The organism is Nocardia sp. JCM 38205, from assembly GCF_058222935.1.
In genome coordinates, this window is record NZ_JBYHFL010000005.1 from 379191 (window position 1) to 395271 (window position 16081).

12 protein-coding genes are annotated in these 16081 nt (G+C 64.1%); 4 read left to right on the top strand and 8 right to left on the bottom strand.

Annotated elements, in window-relative coordinates:
- The first annotated feature begins 1 nt into the window (after position 1).
- From AC4HOU_RS20640 to AC4HOU_RS20650, 3 genes are all read left to right on the top strand, one after another.
- Positions 2-970 (top strand): alpha/beta hydrolase, encoded by a 969-nt coding sequence (locus tag AC4HOU_RS20640; protein WP_163816798.1) that lies wholly within the window; start codon positions 2-4, stop codon positions 968-970.
- The gene (locus AC4HOU_RS20645) at positions 967-2433 is read left to right on the top strand and encodes a wax ester/triacylglycerol synthase family O-acyltransferase (RefSeq protein ID WP_490724961.1); all 1467 of its coding nucleotides are present in this window, start codon (positions 967-969) and stop codon (positions 2431-2433) included. The genes AC4HOU_RS20640 and AC4HOU_RS20645 overlap by 4 nt, the downstream gene beginning before the upstream one ends.
- Before the next feature lie 136 nt (positions 2434-2569).
- Positions 2570-3013: a DUF8426 domain-containing protein gene (locus tag AC4HOU_RS20650; RefSeq protein WP_490724962.1), complete on the top strand. Its 444-nt coding sequence runs from the start codon at positions 2570-2572 to the stop codon at positions 3011-3013.
- Positions 3014-3030: 17 nt separating this feature from the next.
- On the opposite strand, the gene AC4HOU_RS20655 is transcribed toward AC4HOU_RS20650, so the two are convergent.
- Positions 3031-3885, bottom strand: coding sequence for a hypothetical protein (locus AC4HOU_RS20655; RefSeq protein WP_490724963.1), 855 nt, complete (start codon positions 3883-3885; stop codon positions 3031-3033).
- Positions 3886-4068: 183 nt separating this feature from the next.
- Between AC4HOU_RS20655 and AC4HOU_RS20660 the strand changes: the two genes are divergently transcribed.
- Positions 4069-4272 carry a hypothetical protein gene (locus tag AC4HOU_RS20660; protein WP_490724964.1) on the top strand — a complete coding sequence of 68 codons (204 nt, stop codon included), beginning with the start codon at positions 4069-4071 and terminating at the stop codon, positions 4270-4272.
- A 96-nt stretch (positions 4273-4368) separates the two neighbouring features.
- Here the strand turns inward: AC4HOU_RS20660 and AC4HOU_RS20665 are convergent, their stop codons facing one another.
- From AC4HOU_RS20665 to AC4HOU_RS20695, 7 genes are all read right to left on the bottom strand, one after another.
- On the bottom strand, positions 4369-4506 hold the full coding sequence (locus tag AC4HOU_RS20665; RefSeq protein WP_490724965.1) for a hypothetical protein: 138 nt from the start codon (positions 4504-4506) through the stop codon (positions 4369-4371).
- A gap of 559 nt (positions 4507-5065) precedes the next feature.
- Positions 5066-6001 (bottom strand): GIY-YIG nuclease family protein, encoded by a 936-nt coding sequence (locus tag AC4HOU_RS20670; RefSeq protein WP_490724966.1) that lies wholly within the window; start codon positions 5999-6001, stop codon positions 5066-5068.
- 36 nt (positions 6002-6037) lie between these two features.
- Entirely contained in the window at positions 6038-7588 is a 1551-nt protein-coding gene (locus AC4HOU_RS20675; RefSeq protein WP_490724967.1) for a serine/threonine-protein kinase, read from the bottom strand.
- Positions 7589-7648: 60 nt separating this feature from the next.
- The gene (locus tag AC4HOU_RS20680; RefSeq protein ID WP_490724968.1) at positions 7649-10816 is read right to left on the bottom strand and encodes a type I restriction endonuclease subunit R; all 3168 of its coding nucleotides are present in this window, start codon (positions 10814-10816) and stop codon (positions 7649-7651) included.
- Between the two features lie 5 nt (positions 10817-10821).
- The gene (locus AC4HOU_RS20685) at positions 10822-12033 is read right to left on the bottom strand and encodes a restriction endonuclease subunit S (protein ID WP_490724969.1); all 1212 of its coding nucleotides are present in this window, start codon (positions 12031-12033) and stop codon (positions 10822-10824) included.
- Positions 12033-14024, bottom strand: coding sequence for a type I restriction-modification system subunit M (locus tag AC4HOU_RS20690; protein ID WP_490724970.1), 1992 nt, complete (start codon positions 14022-14024; stop codon positions 12033-12035). The genes AC4HOU_RS20685 and AC4HOU_RS20690 overlap by 1 nt, the downstream gene beginning before the upstream one ends.
- The gene (locus AC4HOU_RS20695; RefSeq protein WP_490724971.1) at positions 14021-16030 is read right to left on the bottom strand and encodes an N-6 DNA methylase; all 2010 of its coding nucleotides are present in this window, start codon (positions 16028-16030) and stop codon (positions 14021-14023) included. Before AC4HOU_RS20695 ends, AC4HOU_RS20690 begins: the two co-directional genes overlap by 4 nt.
- Positions 16031-16081 lie beyond the last annotated feature (51 nt).

Sequence of the window (16081 nt, forward strand, 5' to 3'; positions counted from 1 at the left end):
GATGTCGATGACCGTCGGTGCGACGACGGCGTCCGCCGATCCGGGCGCGGTGGTGGTGAGTCAATCCGCCGGCGTCGGTCAGCTGGTCGAGATCAAGGTCTTCGCACCGTCCATGCAGCGCTCGATCGCGCTGAAAGTGCTGCGCCCCCGCGACACTCACACTCCCGCACCGACCCTCTACCTGCTCAACGGCGCGGGCGGCGGCGAGGACGCGGCGAACTGGTTCGGCCAAACCGACGCCGTCGAATTCTTCGCCGACAAGCACGTCAACGTCGTCATCCCGATGGAAGGCGCGTTCAGCTACTACACCGATTGGCTGAACCCCGACGAGGGCCTCGCCGAAACCCTGGAGAACAACGGCCGCAACATGTGGGCCACCTTCCTCACCGAAGAGCTTCCCCCCGTGATCGATTCGACCTTCGGCACCACCGGCGTCAACGCCCTCGCCGGCATCTCCATGGCAGGCACCTCGGTCCTCGACCTCACCATCCAATCGCCCACCCTCTACCGCAGCGCCGCGGCCTACAGCGGCTGCGCGATGACCAGCGACCCCATCGGCCAGGCCTTCGTCAAAACCGTGATCGACATGGGCGGCGGCGAGGCCGAGAACATGTGGGGCCCCTTCGACAGCGACCAGTGGCGCGAGCACGACCCCTACCTACAAGCCCACCGCCTGCCGAACATCCCCATGTACATCTCCAGCGGCAGCGGCTTCCCCGGCATCCACGACACCCTCGCCAACGCCCGCCTCGACAACGACACCCGCAAACTCCTCAACCAAACCCTCGTCGGCGGAACCATCGAAGCCGCAACCAACTTCTGCACCACCCGCCTGGCCCAGCGGACTGCCGAACTGGGCCGCACCAACATCACCTACAACATCCGGCCGATGGGCACGCACTCCTGGGGTTACTGGCAGGACGATTTGCACGATTCTTGGCCGATGATCGCGGGGTCGCTCGGAATATGAGGCATCTGGTTCGAAACGCGCTCACCGGCTCGCGGCAGTCGGAGAGCGCCGAATTGCGCTTGGGCCCCGAGCAATTAGCCCCCCGCGATGCCGTTTTCGTCTATGACGAAACCGACCGCCACCTATCCAACATCATCGCCGTCTACGCCTTCACCGCCGCGGCGCCACTGACCTATGACCAGGTCACCGAATGGATGCGTGCCCGGCTCGGGTTGTCGAAGCTCTTCCACCGCCGGCTGCAACGTCTGCCCATGGATCTCGACCTGCCCTACTGGGTGCCCGACCCGATCCTCGACCTGAACGACCACGTCTTCCTCAGCACCCCGGAGACCTGGGCCGACGCCCGTCGCGCCATCGCCGACCTGACCTGCACCCGCATGGATCTCGCTCGCCCGCCGTGGGAGCTCCATGTCCTGGATCAAGTCCGCGACGTTCCCGGCCTATCCGGCGCGACCACCTTCGTCGTCCTGAAGTTCCACCACAGCGTCGGCGATGGCGTCGCCACCCGGGAACTCGAACTGAAACTCTTCGGCACCACACCCCCACCCCAGCCCGTCACTCTCAACCCCGGCTGGCCCACCCCCACCACCGCCCTACGCACCGCCACCGCCCTCACCCTCGGCACCGCCCGCTTCGCCACCGGCATCCTGCGCACCCGCACCGCCGCCGCCGAAACCGCGGCCAGAGCCGAGTCCGGCGACCTCCACCAGCCCCTCCCCCTCCGCCCCGCCACCCGCTTCAACCGCAGCATCCACCATCCCCTCGTCTTCGACCTGGTCACCATCCCCCTAGCCGAAGTCCAGGCAGCCAAAGCAGCCTCCCCCACCCGCATCACCGTCAACGACCTGATGCTCACCACGGTGTCCTTGGCCCTCTCGACCTACCTGACCGAAAAAGGCGAACCCCCAACCGATTCCCTCGCCGCCATGGTCCCGATGTCCATGCGCAACACCACCACATGGACCTCCGCCAACAAACTCTGCCAAATGTACGTCGACCTCCACACCGACATCCCCGACCCCCTCCCCCGCCTCCAAGCCATCCACCACTCCGCAACCCTCGAGAAACAACGCACCACCACCCCCACCGTCCTCCGCACCGAATCCCGAGTAGAAACCTCCCCCGCCTGGCTCCTCCGCCTGGCCGGCTGGGCCCGAGCCCAACGCACCTTCGAAACGGCCACAACGGTTCCCCTGATGAACACCACCATCAGCAACGTCCCGCCGGTCGCGACCGACCTCGAATTCCTCGGGAGACCGATAGCCAGGATCTTCGGTGTCCTACCGACGATGGACGGGGACGGATTGCGTCATCTGATCGCATCGCAGGGCAAGGAGATCGTCATCTCGTTCAGCACGGACACGTCGATGATGCCGGACCTGGGGCACTACAGCGACCTGCTCCGCGAGTCGTTCCGCTCGCTCTGCGACGCTCTCGTCCAGCAGCCGACCAACCACCGGTGACACATGGCGATGCGCCGACCCCGTACACGGGCGGGACCGACGCACTCGCCCACTACACCAGCGATACCGAATTGAAGCAGTCATTGGTTTCTCACCGGCCGCAACCTGCCGGTGCGAGTCTGCGGCAAGCACGAACTTGGCCTTCCGCGACCTCGAACCGGGTGATCGGATCGTGGCCAATCATGGTCTGAAGCGGGTCCTTGCCATCGGCATTGTGTCCGGTAGCTACCGACATGACACGGCACGACCGGACTCACACCACATCGTCCCCGTCGCTTGGGAAAGGTCGTGCGCACGCGATCTGGACAAGCCCAAAGCGGATGGTTGCGCACGCTGGTCAAATTGCCCAGGACGCGGTTCGCGATCATTACCGACGGCTCAACCGAACCGAACGGTTCACCTTCCGCTCCCAAAGCGGATGCTATTCCGTCGTTTGTGTATCTGTGCTGCGCGAATTGTGCTGGTACGGCCCGAAAATGCGGAGGAATCGACTGGTACCCGACGCTCTGGGGCGACCCAGTCCCCCACCGCGTTGGCAAGGTCGGCCCGGTCCGGCTGGATCTGTTCACCGTGCCGGTGATCCCGTAGTCACAGCTCCTAGTAGTACAGGGTGCGCCACTGGTGAATGGTGGGCTCGATTAGCTCAGGATAGCGCCTGACACGTGACGTACTCCCGGAAGGACTCTGTGCATGGACCTCGCACAGTGCCACAGCGCACTCGGTCATATTGACCGCCGCTGCGAAACTGTCGGCGATCACTCCAAATAGGTCGGCGGGAGACAGCTGGTTGATGAACCACTGAAACCCGTGAACGACGGACGAAGTTGACGAGTAGATCTGCTTCGCCCCGAGCGCCATGGGGTAGGCCTTCATCTCGCCCTCGTCATGGGCTGGAATATTCGCATCCAGCCACGCACCGGCCAATCCGGTCGTCTCCTTGAAACCCGCTACCTTGGTGTCTCCAGCCGCGACCTTGAGGTCCTTCACAATGTCTGAGAGCGCCTTCTGCCCCTCCTTGAGGTCGTGCAGTCGTTCGTCCGGCATCTCGACCGGACTCTTTTCGTCCTCCGCTGCGGCCACTTCGGCCCTTAGATACTTGGCTTCTTCCTCGGCCTCCTTGAGTGCGCAAGCAGCAGCCCTGCATCTCCTGGTCGCGCGGTCGGTGGGGCTCAGCAACCAGATCGTTCGGGATGAAGACTCTAGCGCCACCCGGCACAGCGCCAGTGTTGTCGGCGAATGCAGCTGCCCGTTGGAATCGGATTCCAAGGACTTCTCGGCGGCGACAGCGAGGTGGTCGACCGCGCTCATGGTCGGTAACAACGCATGAGCTGCGACCAGCCCCTTCTCGAAGTGGCCAGACAGGAAATCTCGATCGTCCAGAGCCAGGTTGCTGTCGGGATCGGGAGACTGCACTGCTCCAGTTGCCCATTTGTACAGCGCCTGCGCCCTCATTGCACGCTTCCGAGTTCGAAGCCGACGACCGATCAAGACAACTGGATCACCGTATGGAAAGACCATCCTCGAATCCTCCCACCAATCAGCCGCGCTCGGTGGAAGTACACGACGTCTGCGCCCCTGCCGTCTACGGTGCGCCCCGGTCATCCGATCAGGGCAGCCAAGGACGGGAGAAACCTGATGACGATTCAGCCGCCGAGTGGCGCAGAGGATCTGGTCGCGCAAGCCGAGCAGCTGACGCGTGAGCGCGCCGAGTTCGAGGCCGAATGCGCGGCCTTGCTGGCCGCGCGGGAGCAGCGCGACACCGAGCCCGCGCCCACCACCGAAACCGTCGCGGCGGGCGAGCCGAAGTACGAGCTGGACACGGACGGTAACTTACTTTGATGAGGATGGGAACCTGTACCCGAAGGGCAACTACGAGGTTGGCGACGACGGGCTGCTGCTGTTCGACGGCACCGGCAAGCCGTACCCGAAGTGGCCCTACGACACCACCGAGTACAAGGGCCACACGTTCCAGATCCGCCCGGCGTAGCCGGCGGCGATCTCGGCGTTCTCGATGACGTCGTCGCTGGATGAAACACCCAGGTCCGGCTGTACCGGAAGTTCGTGGACTCTCATATTGGGAGGAACCAGCTGTGTGGGCTGGAGTTGCGAGCCGCAGGCATGATGGATTCCGATCCCACCCACCCCCAGCTCGCCCTCACAGCGATTGACTTCCCTACGGGTGCACGGATCAGCGTGTTACGCGGACTCGACCGTACTAGCGATACCCTCTTCAACCGCCGCTATCGCGCCGCCCACGTTTGGTCGGGTTTTATTTTGCGGGGCGGTGGCGTCACCGACCTGGCAGACTCTGGTTCCTAGACGGAAAGCCTGCTCCTGAATATGCCGGTGCTGTGGGAGTCGATAGTTCGCTTGATTCAGGATGCTGCACCCTCCGACAGCTAGATCGTCCCGTCGACCAGCGCGACGGCCATCCCGGTGCACGGCGATCTTTCACCCCGCACCCCGTTCGGCCCCGACGTCCTGATCCGTCGCACAGACGGTGCACAGATCTCGACATTGTACCCGATCGATGCCAAGTACAAGACCTATTCCGTTCACATAACAGAAGCGGCAAGCTACGAAATAGGCTCACGATGCCCACACGGCGGGTACGCCGCGCGAACCAGCAGGGCTACTCATGGGTGCTGGGGCCGGGTGGAACCACATCGAGCGTCTCCCATTCGCCATACGACAAACCCTCGATCGTCTTCCATTCGGTGCGTCCATTGATCGACCGCCCCACAATCACCGCACCTGCCGCACTCGGGCTGCTGAAGACGTGCGCCCGAGTGAATCGGAGGACTTGTCCATCGTCCAGCGCGAGCGTGCCGTCTTGAATCAACTGTTCTCGCAGTCTCCGATATCCGTCATGCCTACTGTCGGTGCCGATCCAAGCGGTGCGGGCGCTCGAGTCCGCCAGGACAGTGAACTCTCCGTCCACGACCTGCGCACGAGCGATCAAGTTCTGTTTTCGCAGGCGCAGCTCAAAGACCGGTGAATTCACTGGTGCTCCGGTCTCATCCGGTCCGGGTGAGCCTGCATTGGCAGCTGATCGGAAGATGTTGACGCCGAGAACGGGCAAAGCAATTCGGACCTGAGCGATGAAGTACTCCATATCGGAGATATCGGATTCGGGAAGTCCGATCAACGTAGGCGCGGTGCCATTTATCAGCGTCGCCCGGCCGGATTCCGCGGCGATGCCGATCAGCCGACTCTCCAGGTATCTGGCGTGCGCCTTCGTCAGGTTGGCGTCCTTGCTGGTGAGTACGATGACGCGGTTCCAGAACTCCCTACCACCTTGAGATTCCGGTCGATGATGCTGGAGTATCCGGCGCCCGACATCATCTCCTTCTCCGATGTACGCGCTGACACCGCCGACAGTGGTCGGGTCGTCACCGAGCAAGACGTACACGCCCGTTCGGCTGACTTCTGGCCTGCGCTGGAGCTCGGCGAGGTCGGACCGCGGCGCGGACAAGATGTGCCCTGTCCAGTTCATGATCTCCGCGGTGACCAAACCTCCCGACGTTCCGTCCACGAGAAACAGCCGCACAGATTTTCCGGCGCTCATTGGACACGGAACTTCCGACACAGCACCGCCCACCGATCACAGCGCATCCAGCAGCTCCCCCACCTCGACCGTGAAGCTATCCTGCGGTCCTTTGATCATCCGCAGATCATCCAACAGCGCTTGCAGCATCGAGCGTGCGGCCGGCAGATCACCGATCTCGCGTTTCAGGTCGCCGATTTCGAAACGCAGGTCAAGGGCGAGGTCGGAGCCGTTGCCGTCGGCGTCGGTGACCTCGGCGAGGACCTGTTCGAGTTCGGCCAGGCCGTCCTCGATATCGCCGAGCGCCATGCGGCCGCGGGCGGCGCCGGCGCGGCATTCCAGAGCCGAGCGGCTGAAACGTCCCTCGGCGCGCTGGTAGGCCTGGGCCAGCAGGTCGAATTCGCGGCAGGCGCGGCGGTCCTCGCCGGCCAGCGCCCAGGCTGCGGCCACTTGTTTGCGCAGGGCGAGGACCTTGATGTTTTCCCGGCCGACTGCGGCGGCGGCGCTGTCGATCACGCTGCTCAGCGCGTCCGCGGCTTGGGCAAATCGTCCGCCGTCGAGCAGCTGCCAATAGCGATCCTCGGCGTCGGCGATCGCGGTCTGCATATGCCGCGCCGACATCGGCGCCGTGGGTGCCGATGGCTGTGGGCGGAGCCGGGTGGGCTCGATCTGGCCGGTCTCCAGCGGAGCGTTCGGCCGTCGGAATATCCGCGTCGGGTCGGGGAATCCGGGAAGGTACAGGTCGGTGGGGGGCACCGGCGTGCCGGGGCCGGGCAGGAACGGCAGAAGGCGTTCGTAGACCGAATAGGCATCGGCCGGGCGCGATTGCGGGTCCTTCTGCACCAGATCGAGCACGAGCCGTTCGAACTCCGCGGGAACATCGAGGCCGAGTTCCCGCAGCGGCATCGGCGGCTGTTCGGTGTGGGCGAGCATGATGGAGAATTCCGAATCAGCCTCGAACAGCGGTCGGCCGCTGATCATTTCGTGGATCAGGCAGCCGAGCGCATACAGGTCGCTGAGCGGGGTGACCCGGCGGCCGTGCACCCGCTCGGGTGCCATATAGCGCAGGGTGCCGATCTGCTGCCCGGTCACAGTCAGCCTCGGCGCCGAATTGTCGAGGATCGCCGCGATACCGAAGTCGATGACTTTCACCGCACCGTCGCGGGTGATCAGCACATTCCCGGGTTTGAGATCGCGGTGCACAACGGGCAAAGCATGCGCATAGGAGAGCACGGTAGCGATTTGGGCGGCCACCGACGCCACCCAGGACAGTGGTAGCGGATGGTCGGGATCGATGTAGTTCTGCAGCGGAACGCCGTCGATGAGTTCCATCACCAGGTAGACCGTCTCGAACGACGTGTCCAGCACCGCATCGAACACCTGCGGCACACCGTGGTGGCGGATGCGGGCGGTGACGCGGGCTTCGCGGCGGAAGCGTTCGGTGAACTCCTCGGCCTGCTCGGCCGTCACCACCTGGTCGACGCGAATGGTCTTCACCGCGACTTCCCGGTCCAGCACGATGTCGTAGCCGCGCCACACCGAGCCCATGCCGCCGTGGGAGATCTGTTCGGTGAGCTCGTATCGGTTATCGATCCGCCGCACCCGCATAGGTCGTTCCCCTGTTCCCCTACACCACTATCAGTACGCGCCGCCGCCCCGGACAACCGATCACGCTACGCCGTCCAGACCGTGCTGTCGCCGGATCATCCGCCAGGCGGCGCGGCTGGCGTGCCGGTTGAGCGTTTCCTTGAACGCCGGCTCGGAACTGCTGAAGTACTTGTTGCCGAGGTCGGCGACGGTGTCGAAATGTTCCATCATCTTGTCCTGGAACACCTCGACGAATTTCCCCTGGAATTCGTCCTCGCTACGGTTGGCGACGGCGGCCAGCTGTACCCCGGGATCGGCCAGTGCCTCCTGGTACGGCTTGGCCAGGTCGCCCTCGTTGAATTCGGTGCCGAACCGTTCGTTGAGTTGCTCGATCAGCTCCGAGAGCAGCGATTTCTCCGGCTCCTTCGGCGCGGCAGCGTTCTCGCCGAACCCGGGCAGTGTGGCCGGACCTTCCGGTGCCAGCCCGAGATCGAGGTCCCCGATGTGCTGAACCCTGACGTGGCTGAGATCCACCTGCCCCACATCCACACCGCCGTCGGCGCGACGCGGCAGCACGTTCAGCAGATGCTTGCCGTACAGATGCAGCAGTTCGAGCTCGGCATCCTGATACGGCACGATCTGGGCGAGGAACCCGTACTTGCGCACGTAATCGCGCAGCTCGATCCGGAACTGTTCGGCCAGCTCCACATCCGATTCCTCATCGCTGTGCAGCAGCGCGCTGAACCGGTCGACCGCGGGCTGAAGGTGCCGATACAGCTCCGCGTGCAGCTTCTGCCACTTGGCCTGCGATCCGGCCGCCTGCTGTTCGGCGACCAGGTATGCCTCCGCGAACGACCGCATCTCCGATTCGATCAGGATCGGTGCGGCCATCACCTTGGTCTGTGCCAGATACAGCAGGTTCGGGTCGGTCGGCATCGTCTCGGCCAGCTCGTAGTACGGCCGGAACGATTCCTGGATGTCCTCACCGTCATTGGCGAAATCGAGCACGGCGAGATCGGCCTGGGTTTTCAGCTCATGGGTGCGGTTGAGCCGCGACAAGGTCTGCACCGCGGCGATACCGTGCAGCTTCTTGTTCACGTACATGGTGGTGAGCAGCGGCTGATCGAAACCGGTCTGGTATTTCTCGGCGACCACCAAGATCCGGTACTCCTGCTGCCCGGCACCGCCCGAACGGGTGGCGAGGTCGTCGGCGCGGGTGTAGGCGAAGGCCTTCGGCAGCTGGGATTCCGGCAAACCGCCGTTCTCCTTGGATTCGGTGGTCTCCTCACCCTCGTAGTAGAGGGCACCCGAGAATGCCACCAGCACACCGATATCCGGATACTTCTTGTCGTAACCGATATCGGCCAGGTGTCGTTTGATCGCCCGCGCCATCGCGACGGCGCTCTTACGGGAATCGGTGACAACCATCGCCTTGGCCCGGCCGCCCAGCAGATCCCGGGTGTGTTCGACGAAGTGCTCCACGATCACCTGCGCTTGCTGCACAACCGTGGAGGGATGGGTGAGTGCGAACCGGGCCAGCATCGTCTTGGCCTTGGATTCGGGGACCTCACGGTCGGAGGGGTTCTCGTTGACGAGGCGGTAGAACGTCTTGTAGGTGACGTAGTTGCGCAGCGGGTCGAGGATGAAGCCTTCCTCGATGGCCTGGCGCATCGAATAGGTGTGGAAGGGGCGATACCGGTCGCCGTCCAAGGTGCCGAACGATTCGAGGGTCTTGGCCTTGGGCGTTGCCGTAAAGGCGAAGTACGACAGATTCGGCGCCTGCGCGCGTTCGGCCGCCTTACGGTCGAGACGCTGTTCCAGCTTCAGCTCCGTCGCGCCGTTGTCCTCGTCGTCGGCATCCAGGCCCAGATCGCGCAGGGCCGCGCGGACCGCGGTGGCGGCATCACCGGACTGTGACGAATGCGCCTCGTCCACGATGATCGCGAACTTCCCGCCACGCAGCTCGGTGGGATTGCGGCGCAAGAAATCCAGCAGCGCCGGGAAAGTGTGCAGGGTGACGGTGATGATCTTGCCGGATTCCTGGGTGAGCGCCTTGGCCAGCTGCTCGGATTTCGCCCCCTGCTTATCGTCGATCTTGACGACCAGCCCATGCACCCGCTCGAAACTGCCGACGGTCTCGCGCAGCTGACTATCCAGATTGCGGCGGTCGGTAATGATGATGATCTTGTCGAACACCGGAGTGCCAGGCTGCAACCCGGCCGCCGGATCGAGCAGCGCCGGATCGGCAGCGGTGTGCAGATCGGTGAGCCGGTGCGCGAGCCAGCCGATAGTGTTCGACTTACCCGAGCCGGCCGAGGCCATCACCAGATAGTTGTGTCCCGCGCCGTGCGTGGCCGCATGCGCGGTGAGCTTCTTGACCACATCCCACTGGTGGTAACGCGGGAAGATGATCGTCCGGTTGCCCCGCCCGCCCGGGCCTTTCGACTCGTGCGTATGCACGAACCGTTCCAGCAAATCGAGCCAGTTGTCCGGATGCCAGATCTGATCCCACAGGTAGGCCGTCGCATGCTTGCCCTCCACCGTCGGCGCCGGATTGCCAGCACCACCGGCCTTCCCCGGCCCCTCGGAACCGGTATTGAACGGCAGAAACCGCGTCTTCTTGCCCTTCAGCTGGGTCGCCACGAACACCAGGTGCGGATCGACCGCAAAGTTCGCGATCACCCGCCGGGTGAAGATCAGCTCACTGGGATCGCGTTCGCTGCGATACTGCTCTTTCGCATGCTCCACCGTCTGCCCGGTGAGCGGATTCTTCAACTCCGCCGTAGCCACCGGAATCCCATTGAGCAACAAGGCAAGATCGAGCCGATGCTTGGCATCGGCCTGCTTCGTCGCATACGGCAGCTCACGCACCACGGTGAGCCGATTCTTGCTGTAATCGTGCAGATCATCCGCCGAAGTCACCAGATTCGGCTTGAAATACGCCAGCCTGATCCGCACCCCACGATCCTTCACCCCCGACCGCAGCGTCTCGATCAGCCCCTTCACCCCGATCTGCTGATCCACCGCCTTCGCGAACCCCAACTCGGCGGCATGCTGGTCACCACCGTAGAAGGAGACCAACTCATCCCACTCCTGTTGCTGAGTCGCGCCGATGAAGGCGAGCAATTCGCCCAGATCCATGCCGAGCTCGGGCTTGTACTCGTGCGGATTACCCTGGTACCAGCCGTTTTCGTACATGGCTGCGACGATCGAATCGCCGAATGTGAGTTCGTCATGGACTGGGCTCATTGCGGTTATACCCCCTGGGTTGTGTTTCGGCCGCTTGCGGTGGAGACGTCGAATTGGCCTGTTACGGCGGCGGTGATGAGGGCCTGGCGGCGTTCGGAGAGCAGCGCGTTAGATCGTTCGATCGCGCGGGATGTACGGTGCGCGACCTCGGCTCTACGGCTCAGTTCGCCAGCAACAGACCGCTGAATGTTACTCGGCACCAGTGGAACTTCAATCGCCAGAACATCCTCCGATCGGAGCTTGATCGTCTGGCCTGACTGTCCTCGGAGAAGTAGCTGTACCTGCCCGCGTACCGGCCGACTGGCGAGGACTGCCGTCACAAACTGAGGATCCCAGCGATGATCGAGGCGCAAGCGGTACAACAGATCGCTGAGAAGAAGCTTCCGCCCGCCTGTCGCAGCGAGGGCAGCAACGCCAACATGCGCAGGCGACCCGCTGCCCCGTGTCAGGAGAATGTCGCCGTCCCTAACTTCGTATCTGAGAGATGGCGAAATCCCGGCGGGTAGGCGCTTATGCTCTTCTGGCCTAAACCTCCCGGCGCTCACTGCACTGGTCTTGAGGACCGCCCATTCATCAATCTGAGCCTCTGCGTCGTCACACTGCGGGCTCCAACCCTGCTCAATCGATGCCGACACCCTTCGCAAAGCAATACGGCCAAACTCGACAAATAACGCCTCAACTACATTTGCCAAGTCGGACTCGATCCGTTCCTGTACGCAATGCTTCTGCCGGCCCCTGGCGGCCTGGAGTCGGTCGATGCGGGAGGTTTCGGCGTCGAGGAAGTCGGCGATGCGGCGCTGCTCCTCCAGCGTGGGGACCTCAACCTTGACCCGCCTTAGCATGTCGAGATTCAAGTGCGTCATAGCCGAACCGTGCATCATGCCCTGAAACACTGGGATTGACATCTCAAGAAGCCATCGTAGCCAACTCTTATCAATTCCACCTGCCGGAATCACATTGAACAGGTGTTGATTCAACCATGCGGGCCCACGATTCCAGTTCCTGACTGCAAGCGAACCCGACCATGAAAACAGCAGGTCACCATTATCAATCAAGTAACGCGATGGAAACTCAGATCCAGCACGGTCGAACTCCGCAGAGTCATCAACCATCTGACGGATCCTGACTACCGGGTGGCCAGAGTCAGAAAAGTCGCCGGGCTTAAATGGGTAGCCATTTTCGTATCGAGCCATCCTCCACAACGACATTTGCCGCATCACTTCGTGACCTCCCCCAACAACTCCTGAATCTCCGCCTCCAACGCCTTCAACTCCGCATCAATCTCATCCAGCGGCCGTGGCGGCGTGTACACGTAGAAGTGCCTGGTGAACGGGATCTCATACCCGATCTTGGTCTTGCTGTGGTCGATCCAGGCATCCGGCACGTGTGGGAGCACTTCGCGGGCGAGGTATTCGTTGACATCCTCTTCCAGCGGAACGTTCTCGTAATCCCGCAGTTCGGTGTCGGGTTCGGGAGAACCTTTGACGAGCTGGACCTCCCCTTCGGGGTCGCGTACGCCGAGCGCATCGCGGAAGGCCTTGGCGAATGGGGCGCCGGTGGGCCAGGGTTCGCCGGCGCCCGCTACCGCGTCTTTGAGGGCGGTGATTGCGTCGGCCTTGGTTTTCCAGGTGGAGCCGACGAGGGGGCGGAGCAGATCGCTGAAGACAGTGGTGTCGGCGTACTGCTTGCGCACGGGGGCCGAGGCGGCGAGTTGGCCGAGGGCTTCCTCGGTGAGTTCGAAACGCAGGCGCAGCGGGCGTTCGACGGTGATGCGCTGGTAGCCGAAATCGCTATTGGCGAAAACCTTCACCTTGCTGTGCAGGGGGTGGTCGGGGTCGGCGGCGACGTCGAGGGCGTCGCGGTAGAGGCGGGTGATCTCGGCGATCTGTTCTTTGCCGACGAGTTTGCGCTTGTCGCCCAGGGATTTCCGCATCTTCTGCCAGTAATCGCGGGCATCGAGCAGCACCACCTTGCCTCGATGCTCAGGTGATTTGCGGTTGGTGAGGATCCAGAAGTAGGTGGAGATGCCGGTGTTGTAGAACAGCTGATCGGGCAGCGCGACGATCGCCTCGAGCCAATCGTTTTCGATGATCCATTGGCGGATATTGGATTCGCCGGATCCGGCGGCGCCGGTGAACAGCGGCGAACCATTGAAGACGATGGCGATGCGGCTGCCGCCACCGTCGGGGCCGACGGGCTTCATCTTGGAGATCATGTGTTGCAGGAACAGCAGGGAGCCGTCATTGATCCGGGGCAGGCCGGCACCGAAGCGGCCCGCATCGCCGAGGGTCTTGTGCTCCCATTCGACGGCGTCCTTGACCTTCTTCCACTCCACCCCGAACGGCGGATTGGCCAGCAGATAGTCGGCGCGCAGATGCTTGTGCCCGTCATCGCTGAACGAATTGCCGAACACGATGTTATCGGGGTCCTGATCCTTGATCATCAGATCCGACCGGCAGATCGCCCACGATTCGGGGTTCAGCTCCTGGCCGTAAACCTCCACCCGCGCATGCGGATTCAGTTCCTTGATGTGCTCCTCGGCCGCGCTGAGCATGCCACCGGTGCCGCACGCGGGGTCGAGCACCTTGCGGGTGACGCCGGGCGTGCCCACCAGATCGATATCCGGTGCGATCAGCAGGTTCACCATGAGCTCGATGACCTCGCGCGGCGTGAAGTGCTCACCGGCGGTCTCATTCGATTGCTCCGCGAAGCGCCGGATCAGCTCCTCGAACACATAACCCATATTGTGGTTGGACACCACCGCGGGACGCAGGTCCAGATCGGCGAACTTGCCGATCACCTGATACAGCAGCCCGGCACCGTCGAGACGCTTGATCTGCTGCGCGAACTCGTACTTCTCCAGCACCTCCCGCGCGTTGTCGGAGAACCCGCCGACATAGTTGGTCATATTCTTCGCCACCTGCCCGGGATCGGACAGGATGGACTTCAAGGTCAGCGGCGTGACGTTGTAGAAGCGAACCCCTGACGCCTTCTTCAGAAACGGATCCAGGTCCAGGTCGCTGCCTTTGCGCGCCTCCACCACCGCGAGCACCTTCTCCCGCGTCGGCTCCAGCACACACTCCAGCCTTCGCAGCACGGTGAACGGCAGGATCACCTTGCCGTAGTCGGACTGCTTGTAATCCCCACGCAGCAGATCAGCGACCGACCATGCGTGGTTGGCCAGTTCGGTGTGCTTGTTGGTGTTCACTTCCTACCTTTCCGAGAGGTCGGTTCCGCGGCGGCGGAGGGGTCGTGCGGTTCGAGCGCGCCGACGGTGAGGCCGGCGGTGACGAGTTCGGTCAGTCTGCCCGCGGTGTCGTCGGCGCGGCGGGCGGCTGTGCGTAAACGATGTAGCTGACGGAAGGCGGCACCGTAGCGCTGTTGCTGCTCGAGCGGCAGCAGCGGGATGCGCAGGCGGCTGGGGATCACGCGGATCGTGGTCGCCCCGGCCATGGCCGCGGTGTTGTCGGGTCCGGTGGCGAAACCGGCGAGGAACCACGGGTCGACGCGAGTCGGGTCCGGGCGCAGCAGGAAGAGATTCGGCCCGAGGACGGCGCCCGCGTCGGCGGTACCCGCGACCCTGGCCCCGAGCCGGCCGTCGCGAGTGGCGCGCATTTGCGGGATCATCACATCGCCGGGTTCGATCACCACCACCGAACCGGCCCAATCCGCATCGACCACTGCCGACGGCTCGGCACCGGTGGCCAGATCGCGGCCGGTGAGCACCGGCGTGCCGAGATCGGCTTCGGCCACCGGCTCGCCGTCCTCCCGCGGCCGGTAGGCGAGCACCCGCAGTGCGCCGCCCTTGTCGAGATCAGCAACGGTCGCGGTACGCCACGACCTTTCCCCGGCCGCGGAGAGTTCGGGCAGCGCATCGAACGCACCGCGCAGCGCCGAGATCTCACCCGACAGTTCGAGCACGGTGGTTTCGACGACATCCACCGTCCGGCCGGCATCGACCGCGGCACGTACGTACCGCCCGGGAGTCAGGTCGACGTCTTCGTCGAGCACGTCCATCACACGCACCACAGCCGCTACATCGGCGGTGGCGGCGGATTTGATATCACCGCGATCGAAGGCGCGCCACGCCTCGAGGGTGGTATCGGACAGATCCCGCCACGCGCTCGGATGACCCACCGCGGTATCGCGCCCGGACACATCGATGAACAGCACGTCATCGGCGCCGGAGCCGTCCGGGCCACGCAACACCCACAGGTGCAACCCCAGCTGCCGTGGCGGCGCGGCGCCCGCAGGTAGTCCGATGACCGCGCGCAGCGCGCCCTGACGCAGCAGCTCGCCCCGAATACGGCGGCCCGTAGGGCGTGAGGCGACAGCGGGCGGCAGCAGCAGCACGCCGGTCCCGCCTGGCCGCAGGTGCGCCAACGTGTGCTGAACCCATGCCAGTTCCGATTCCCCACGTGGTGGCACGCCGTACTTCCAGCGCGGGTCGAGAGCCAGCTCGTCGGCACCCCAATCACGCTGCTGGTAGGGCGGATTGCACAACACGGCGTCTACTTCGACACCCGGGAACGCATCGCCGGTAAGACTGTCGCCGGCACGAATGGCGCTCTCGGTGCCCGGGGCGTTGGCCGACAACAAGATCGCGGCTCGCTGCGCCTGGACGGGCAGGATGTCCTGGCCGAAGCAGACGCGGGCACCGGCGCGGGATGCCGCGACCAACAGGCTGCCGCTCCCGCAAGCCGGATCCAGCACCCGGTCGATGGATGCCCCCGTTGAGGGACGGGCCAGCTCGGCCATGAGGTCGCCGACCGCCTCTGGTGTGAGGTAGACGCCCGTCGTCGGGGCTTCCTCCAGACCGCGCTCGGCCAGCGCCTCCACCGTCTGTGCCACCCCCGCGTCGGCCACCGCCGCACGGATCGCCCGCACAATCTCGGAATCGGTGTTGCCGTGTGTCGACGATTCGGCTCGCGCCGCGGCGGCGAGCTCGTCCAGAAGCACGGGGATGTCGGACGGCGCGACCTGTGCGCGCAGCAGAGTGCGCAGTTCCCGCAGCGGCGACTCCGCCGACTCCACGCCGTGCTCACGCAACCAATCCCGGACATCACCGAGGTCGAACACCGGCCGCGATTCGCTGCCGCCCGCGGGAGGCGGGAAATCGGGGTGCCGCCGGCGCCAGTTGCTGACGGTCGCTCGGGTAACACCGGCCAGCCGGGAGATCTCCGCGGCGGTGACCAGTGGGGCGGTCTCTGACATACGCCTCCTCTCGTGTGTGGATAGCTTTGCCTATCGTCACGTTAAAGTCAA